The organism is Pseudoalteromonas piscicida (assembly GCF_002744175.1).
Taxonomy (GTDB): domain Bacteria; phylum Pseudomonadota; class Gammaproteobacteria; order Enterobacterales; family Alteromonadaceae; genus Pseudoalteromonas; species Pseudoalteromonas piscicida_B.
This window is the reverse complement of sequence record NZ_NKHF01000038.1, coordinates 1-7,565: the sequence shown is the minus strand read 5'-3', so window position 1 is coordinate 7,565 and position 7,565 is coordinate 1. Positions and strand designations below refer to the sequence as shown.

Below are 7,565 nucleotides of genomic sequence, written 5' to 3'. Positions count from 1 at the left end.
AGCTTTATCCGACAGCCGCTTAGCCTTTTGGTCGTCAACATATAAAACAGTGTGAGTGTGATTACTCATCACAGCATAGCCACATACGTCAATACAAAACACCGCTCCCAACATCAAAAGCTTTTCTTCCACCCAGCCTCGACGGTGTTCATAGGATTTACCAGTCAGTTTATCCTCTCCACACAGAAAGGCCTGTCTGACGCAGCGGGAGATACAGTGGTAGTATTTGGTGTCGGTTAAACTGATTTGTTTTTTACGGGCAGTAGCCATAGCTTGGTTTCCTCAATCCTTTGAGTGATGAACTAAATAGTAGACGCCACCTTTGAAGAACACAAATTTGAGATAAAGAGCAGGGTTTATTTTTCCCTCTAATGTGGTGGGTGTCTTGTTTAAATTGGTGTCTGGTTTAAATTTCTGTGGATGTCAGCGATTTACTTAAATTTATGTGGGTGTCAGCGATTTAGTTTTGATTTATGTCGTGTTATTCGCTCATTGCTTGTATTCGTTTTCTGTACTTGGCTGGGGTGATCTGCATTATTGATTTAAATTCTCTAATGAGATGTGCTTGGTCGGCGTAGCCGCACTCTATAGCCAATTGAGCGAAGTTGATGTTGGGGTTATCTTTGAGTATTTTTCTGACTGAGCGAGCTCTATGAATACGAGCTAGGTGTTTAGGTGTGATACCGCAGTATTGTTTAATTTGCCTCTCTAGCTGTCGTTGGCCAAGTGGTGTTTTAGTATACGCAAATTGTAGAGGGGCGAGTTTAGCGATGTGTCCGAGTAGTGTTTGTGTGTACAGAGCCGAGCGGTCCAGTGTGACTTCCGCTGCCAACATTGGCTTTAGCAATTCTAGAAGCGTCTTAAAACTGGGATTATTTTTTAACGCTTTTACTACCTTGTTGATATGTTTATGTTCTACTAACGGGTGAGCACTGGCTTTTAAAACCCCTAACCCCGCAGGCTGAAAACGCAGACCGCAAAAGCAAGCCTGTGCTGAATAGTGTATTTTTACAGAGTGAGTTGCTGTTGGCTGAGTCAAGTAGGGCAATGCTACCTGATCATCACCTAAGTATACTTTCCCTTTAATGGGAAAAATAAACCCGTTGGCACCATCGCTTGGAAGCCAAGCAGCTCCTTGAGTTCGAGATTGTGCAAACCAGATAGCTTGCACATATTGCGCTATCATCCCGTCAGGATGATGTATTTGTAGGTTTAAATCAGCTGTCATTAAACTCAACTTTGGGCTTAAACATTTTTACCACGCGATTCCAACTATTTATTGCATTAATAGCTATCGTTAACGTGGTTAGGCTTTTGTCATCAAATAGAGCGGAGAGCTCATGATAAAAAGTATCATCAATTGACTGAGCGTTTGTCAACTTTTCACATAATTCTAGGGCCTTACTTTCTTCAACCGTATAAAACTGCATATCACGCCAAGCACTTAGACCTATAATTCGATTACTGGTTTCACCCTGCTCAATTGCTTGTTTGGTGTGCATTGCAATACAAAATGCACATTGATTAAGCTGTGATGCTCTCAGTTTTACAAGCTCCCAAATTGTGATACCAAAGGTCGCACCTGCTTGTTGCTTCAATAATTCTTCTTGTTCTAATAAATGCTGTATTAGCTCCGGTGCTTGGTTGAAATAGTCTGCTCTTTTCATTTTGTAACCCTTTGTTTTAATAGTCTGCCCAGTGTAATCAGATGTAAGAGATAAAAATTGAAAAAAACCGTCTTTGTTATAGAGTTGAAGCTGGGATCGTATAAATCATAGTATGAAGGATGGCTGATAAATCATGTGTCAAGCAAACCTAGCTCAATCGCTTTATTCTTTATCTACTCTCAAGAAAATTTGGACAGAGGCCAATAGAGCTTGCACCTCTGGAAATAAACTGCAGGTGGAGCCTGTTGATTTTAAACTATACAAAACTATTTTTGACACTTTAGGGTTAAGTCAACTTCAGGCATATCAACTTCAGTTTCAATATGCCCATGATTACGATAGTTTTATTGACGCTATAGTGACAATTGCTCAACCGAGTAGTGACAAAATAGCGCTGCTGAGGCATCTGACTGATCACTTCCCGTGCCCTGAGAGTTATCAAGAAAAAGTAAACAGGGTACGTAATATGCCAGACGTACTAACCGCTGAAGATCTGCAATGCTGGCGAGACAACGGTTATGTTATTGTGAGAAATGCGGTAAGTGAAACCGGTTGTACTAATGCAATAAATGCTATTCAAGACTACTTAGAGATAGCGTTAGCTGAGCCACATACTTGGTATAATGTAAGCCCAGAAAAGATAAACAACAGTATGGTACATTTGGTACAACATAGCGCACTTGAAGCTAATCGCAATTCACTGAGGATCCATAAGGCATTTAGCCAGCTATGGTATAGCGAGCGCTTAATGGTCTCAGCCGATCAATGCGGTTTCAACCCGCCAGAAACGGAAACGTTTAGTTTTCAAGGCCCTGATCTGCACTGGGATTTAGATTTTTCCAAACAACTTAGTTTTGGCACGCAAGGCATTCTGTACCTATTAGACACTGAAGCAGATCAAGGAGCAACAACGATTGTACCTGGATTTCATGCAAAGCTGGACTCGTGGTTAACAACTGCTCCTTGGGATCCCCATGCACCAGACCCTAATTATCTACATCAACTGGGTTCAAAACCAATTGCAGGCAAAGCAGGTGATCTGTTGATATGGCATCATTTTTTGCCTCATGGGGGAAGCCCGAATAGAGCAGGCCTCCCACGAATTGTGCAATACATCAATATGAATCCAATCCCACAAGTGTAGAAGATGAAAATATTTATATTTGGTTAAATTTTGTCTTAACTTGGTATTGGGTAAACAGTAGTATGAGAAGGAAGCTTTGTGAATGTAGCAAGCAATATAAGGAAAAGCCGTCGATGCAATTAGCACAACTCAATATAGCTACCGCGAAATATCAAATGGATGCGCCTGAAATTCAAGATTTTGTAGCAAACTTAGCGCGTATTAACGAGCTCGCAGAGCAAAGCCCCGGTTTTATTTGGCGCTTAAAAGATGAAACGGGTAATGCCACAGAGATAAAAGCATTTGATGATCCAAATATCATAGTAAATATGTCGGTATGGCAGTCTGAACAAGCCCTTAAAGATTTTATGTTTAAAACTGCTCACAAAGAGTTCCTCGCTCGAAAAAGGGAATGGTTTCATCGTACTGAACAGGAAACATATGTGTTGTGGTGGATAGAAAAAGGACATGTTCCAACATTGGAAGAAGCTAAAGAGCGACTTGAATACTTGCGGCGTTTTGGTGATTCTGCCTATGCTTTTACATTTAGAAATAGCTTCACTGAACTAGAGCTCAGAGCAGGAAGTACGTGTGAAGCACATTAGTGATGAGGAAGCACATATGTGCGTGGCACTGAGATGCAAAACAATAGCAGTGTGTGATAAAACGATTGCACAAAAAGGTGACAACGTTGGCGTGTCACTTAATGCGTTTTTTCTAGTAAAATTTCGATCCTGAGCTGCTGATGGAAGCCCAAAGGTAGCGTGAATCAGCGTGCGATCCAGAGCCATAGCGACGACTCTGGTTCTGTTTATAACGTATAAAAAGACACAAAAAATACCGCAACCGATGCCAGCGCAAACATAGTGTACTCAGTGATGGTTTGTTTGCGTTTCTCATCATCAGCATTAGGCGCCGTGGCTATCATTAGCAAACTGGTAATGAGCATAGCTAATGAATATAAACATAAGATTGATAAGATAGCATCTGTAAACATATAAGCCTCGACTTGATTTCACTTGTTTTGATTACGTGTAAAACGGCCACAAAGATCAACCCTAATACACGCTATTTAGTTTGTATTCGCACCTAATTACAGTAAATTATACAGTGGTTATGGTTGTTTCAGAAAGGAGTAAAAGATGCAAGTTGAGTATTTTGTGGTTGATGCATTTACACGTACTAGGTTTGGCGGCAATAACGCTGCAATTGTTGAAATTAAAGAGTGGTTTAATGACGATTTGATGCAAAAGATAGCCAGCGAAAATAACCTGTCTGAAACCGCTTTTTTAAAGCAAATTGGTGACAACCGTTATGCTATCCGATGGTTTTCACCAATCACTGAAATTGATTTTTGCGGCCATGCAACGCTTGCTGCGGCTTATGTGTTATTTAATTACAAGGGAAAGGTCGGTGAAATAGCGTTTCAAACACAGGAAGTTGGAACACTCACTGTCAGTCAAGCAACGGATAGCAGAATCTTAATGCAATTCCCAAATCTAGCACCTGAAGCGACAAAAACACCCGAAGCGCTATTGGAAGGGCTTAACGTTACACCGACTCTCGTACTTAAAAACCGCCAAGCATACTTTGTTGTAGTTGATACTGAACAGCAAGTGCCCAGTTGTGAGTACGACAGCGATAAACTGAAAACACTAGCACCTCTTGATGTCGTGGTGACTACGAAAGGTAATGACGTTGATTTCGTATCACGCTATTTTTGGCCCGCTAACGGTGGCGACGAAGATCCGGTCACAGGTTCAATACATGCTGGGTTAGCGCCGTACTGGTCGAAAGTACTGGGTAAGAACAATCTGCTAGCGCATCAAGTATCAACACGCGGTGGAGAGTTATTTTGTGAAGTTACTGACGACACGATTATAGTATCTGGTTATGGCGTAATTTATGCCAAAGGGATGTTCGAAATTGATGGCGAATAATAATATTCACTTCGTAAAGGCAAAAAAGTGCGACCTTAATTACCTTGTGGCGCTGCGTAAAGCAACTATGGTTCCGCATTTAGAAAATGCAAAACTGTTTTTGAGTGAGGCTGAACACAAAGCTCGGGTATTATACGAATACTCCTGCTCTCATTTAATTTATGTCGATGGCATGTGTGTCGGCTTGGCTAAGTTTAAGCAGCGTGAAAATGACTATTATCTCTTCCAATTGCAAATAGAACCACAACAACAAGGAAGAGGGCTCGGCGCACAAGTGATTAACAGCTTGATTGATTCCAACTCAAAATTACCTTGGGTATTGACCGTGCTCAAAGCTAATCCCGCAAAGCAGTTATACGAAAGGCTCGGGTTTGTAGCGTTTGATGAAGATGAATACGAGTTTCACTTAAGGCGTGAACCTAGTCTCTAAATTTAGTATTCTCTAGTCAACTTACATTTAAAAGAGTCATTATGGCAAAACAAATATGGGTTGATGCAGATGCCTGTCCTGTGGTGATAAAAGAAATGCTGTTTCGTGCTGCAGTTCGTACTTCTACCACAGTCACTCTAGTCGCAAATCAATATCTAAAAACGCCGCCTTCGCCTTTTATTCAAAAACTTCAGGTTCCTAAAGGGTTTGATATTGCAGACAATGAAATTGTGAAGCGTGTCAACGAAGGTGATTTGGTGATCACCGGTGATATCCCACTTGCTGATGAGGTGATTGAGAAGAAGTGCACAGCACTGAATACCCGCGGGGAATTACTGACCAAAGAAAACATAAAGTCACGCTTAAATATCCGTGATTTTATGGATACCATGCGCGCCAGCGGTGTGCAAACGCAAGGTCCTCCACCTTTATCTCAGGCCGATAAGCAAAACTTTGCAAATCAACTGGATACTTGGATCACCAGAAATGCAAAGGGGTAAATATGTCTTACAAAGCAAGTTGCTTATGTCAAGCTGTTCACATTGAGATCAACGGGCCGATCAGCGATATAATTCATTGCCATTGCACGTTGTGTCGCAAATCTACCGGTACGGCTTATGCGACTAATGGTTTTGTGCAGTGGAGCGACTTTGTTATTAGAAACGGTAAAGAGTCACTGAGCACCTTTGAGTTCAAACCGGGGAGAAAGCGCCACTTTTGTAAACACTGTGCAAGCCCGATTTTCAGTTCTAACGAAAGCGACCCATCGCGAGTACGTTTAAGGCTTGGCATTTTGGACTCTGATATTCAAGAGCGTCCACTATCACATAACTTTGTGTCATCAAAGGCCAATTGGGATGATTTAGACGCATCGCTTCCTCGTTACGATGCGTTTGAACCCAGCCGTGATTTATCTAAAACTTCAGGGACTCAGTCATGACAGGTATTTGCGACTTATCTCAGTTACTTAAAAACATATCTCCACTGCTAGATAATACTCCTTATGTATTTTGTACGGTGGAAAAACGTCTTTGTGAATGCGTGACATTAGAACCAATCGCGACCTTTATGGAACGTGAGGGATTAACGCTTGTGATCACAAAGCAGATAGCGGACGAGCGTGGATTAGAGTATAGCTGTGTGATGAATAAAATTACACTACAAGTCCACTCGAGCTTAGAAGCTGTAGGATTAACTGCTGCGTTTTCCAATGCGCTTAAAGACGCCAATATCAGTGCTAATGTGATTGCTGGGTTTTATCATGACCATATTTTTGTGCCTGCTGAGGATGCCGATAGGGCATTAGCTGCTATTCAGAAGTTAGCGGAATAGTGCTTATTCAAAAAGGCGGGTTAACCGGCAAGAGAGTTAAAATTTTTATTAATATCATCAAGGACAGACATGTCAAAAATTGAATTCGTCCCATACCACTTAGTACCTGCAAGTTTTAATCCGTGGCGAGCGGTTTTTTTAGAGGTGGCAAAGCAGGTAATAAAAGCACTCGAACACCCTGAGCTTGAATTTTTACATTTTGGCTCTAGTGCTTTTAAGGTTGCTGGAAAAGGGATTATTGATATCTCAGTGCTATATAAACCAGGGCAGTTGGATAAAGCCGTTTCACATCTTAAAGATATAGGCTTTGCTGAGCAACACAGCGACAACCCATTTCCAGACACTCGTCCCAGAAAAGACATTGCAGTAATGTATAAAGGCGAAATGTTTCAAGTACACGCCCATGTGATTGAAAAAGAAAGTGAAGAACATAATAGACAAGAGAAGTTTAAGGCTTACATGTTAAGCAACCCCAAAGCACGTGCAGAGTATGAGCTTCAAAAACAACAAGTGCTCACTCAAGGTGTAGCTTCCCAAGACGAGTATGGAAAGGCTAAAGCTCCTTTTGTGAAGCGTACACTTCAGCGATTATAAAGGCTTCACTAGAGAATTGCGCCGATCGGATAAGCGTCATCGTTTACACCTAAACGGCTATTTGGATACCACAAAGAGGACTGAGTGTTCGTTCTTTTGTCTGGTAGTATAAAGTGGATGTTGCCTCACGCATTTTCTTATGCTTGACGGGAGGTGTCTTATTTGGACTTAATGCTATCCACAACAGCTGAGTGTCGGTAAGGTGAATAGCAACGGTCGAATAAGGTCAGAGAATTAGTGGGAAATTCGCTAAATAGACGATTTGTTAAAGTCGCTTATCCAACATTGCCTCTATCAAACGAGGTGCTCATTATCATGCGAGTTTCAACGCCCATCCATCTAGCTAACCGAAGCCGATGATAAGGTTTGTAGCTCTCGGAAATGAAGCTTAATACTTCAGCATTTCCTTCTGGATCAGGGTATCGAAAGGTCGTACTGTCGACCGCAAGAACATTGAGATTTAGGACACTGTTCTGATC

Annotated in this window: 11 protein-coding genes and 2 pseudogenes; 8 read left to right on the top strand and 5 right to left on the bottom strand. The window is 41.6% G+C overall.

The features are described from left to right. From CEX98_RS08640 to CEX98_RS08630, 3 genes and pseudogenes are all read right to left on the bottom strand, one after another. Positions 1 to 270, bottom strand: a pseudogene (locus tag CEX98_RS08640) (transposase); the annotation flags it as partial. Positions 271 to 481: 211 nt separating this feature from the next. Further along, entirely contained in the window at positions 482 to 1,228 is a 747-nt protein-coding gene (locus tag CEX98_RS08635; protein ID WP_099641685.1) for a helix-turn-helix domain-containing protein, read from the bottom strand. Then, positions 1,218 to 1,667 (bottom strand): carboxymuconolactone decarboxylase family protein, encoded by a 450-nt coding sequence (locus CEX98_RS08630; protein WP_099641684.1) that lies wholly within the window; start codon positions 1,665 to 1,667, stop codon positions 1,218 to 1,220. Before CEX98_RS08630 ends, CEX98_RS08635 begins: the two co-directional genes overlap by 11 nt. Before the next feature lie 133 nt (positions 1,668 to 1,800). Here CEX98_RS08630 and CEX98_RS08625 point away from each other — a divergent pair, with 133 nt between their 5' ends. Further along, positions 1,801 to 2,811 (top strand): phytanoyl-CoA dioxygenase family protein, encoded by a 1,011-nt coding sequence (locus CEX98_RS08625; protein ID WP_099641683.1) that lies wholly within the window; start codon positions 1,801 to 1,803, stop codon positions 2,809 to 2,811. A 113-nt stretch (positions 2,812 to 2,924) separates the two neighbouring features. Then, positions 2,925 to 3,395, top strand: a complete 471-nt coding sequence (locus CEX98_RS08620; protein ID WP_099641682.1) for a DUF3291 domain-containing protein — start codon at positions 2,925 to 2,927, stop codon at positions 3,393 to 3,395. A 206-nt stretch (positions 3,396 to 3,601) separates the two neighbouring features. On the opposite strand, the gene CEX98_RS08610 is transcribed toward CEX98_RS08620, so the two are convergent. Further along, positions 3,602 to 3,787, bottom strand: a complete 186-nt coding sequence (locus CEX98_RS08610; protein ID WP_099641681.1) for a hypothetical protein — start codon at positions 3,785 to 3,787, stop codon at positions 3,602 to 3,604. Positions 3,788 to 3,932: 145 nt separating this feature from the next. Between CEX98_RS08610 and CEX98_RS08605 the strand changes: the two genes are divergently transcribed. The 6 genes from CEX98_RS08605 (at position 3,933) to CEX98_RS08580 (ending at position 7,086) form a co-directional block, all read left to right on the top strand. After that, entirely contained in the window at positions 3,933 to 4,730 is a 798-nt protein-coding gene (locus CEX98_RS08605) for a PhzF family phenazine biosynthesis protein (protein WP_099641680.1), read from the top strand. After that, positions 4,720 to 5,160, top strand: coding sequence for a GNAT family N-acetyltransferase (locus CEX98_RS08600; RefSeq protein ID WP_099641679.1), 441 nt, complete (start codon positions 4,720 to 4,722; stop codon positions 5,158 to 5,160). The genes CEX98_RS08605 and CEX98_RS08600 overlap by 11 nt, the downstream gene beginning before the upstream one ends. 41 nt (positions 5,161 to 5,201) lie before the next feature. Further along, positions 5,202 to 5,660, top strand: coding sequence for a YaiI/YqxD family protein (locus CEX98_RS08595; protein WP_099641678.1), 459 nt, complete (start codon positions 5,202 to 5,204; stop codon positions 5,658 to 5,660). A gap of 2 nt (positions 5,661 to 5,662) precedes the next feature. Continuing rightward, entirely contained in the window at positions 5,663 to 6,100 is a 438-nt protein-coding gene (locus CEX98_RS08590; RefSeq protein WP_099641677.1) for a GFA family protein, read from the top strand. Further along, positions 6,097 to 6,492 (top strand): ACT domain-containing protein, encoded by a 396-nt coding sequence (locus CEX98_RS08585; protein WP_099641676.1) that lies wholly within the window; start codon positions 6,097 to 6,099, stop codon positions 6,490 to 6,492. Before CEX98_RS08590 ends, CEX98_RS08585 begins: the two co-directional genes overlap by 4 nt. A gap of 69 nt (positions 6,493 to 6,561) precedes the next feature. Then, entirely contained in the window at positions 6,562 to 7,086 is a 525-nt protein-coding gene (locus CEX98_RS08580) for a GrpB family protein (RefSeq protein WP_099641675.1), read from the top strand. 206 nt (positions 7,087 to 7,292) lie between these two features. On the opposite strand, the pseudogene CEX98_RS23090 reads toward CEX98_RS08580, so the two are convergent. Further along, a pseudogene (locus CEX98_RS23090) lies at positions 7,293 to 7,565 on the bottom strand (IS4 family transposase); the annotation flags it as partial.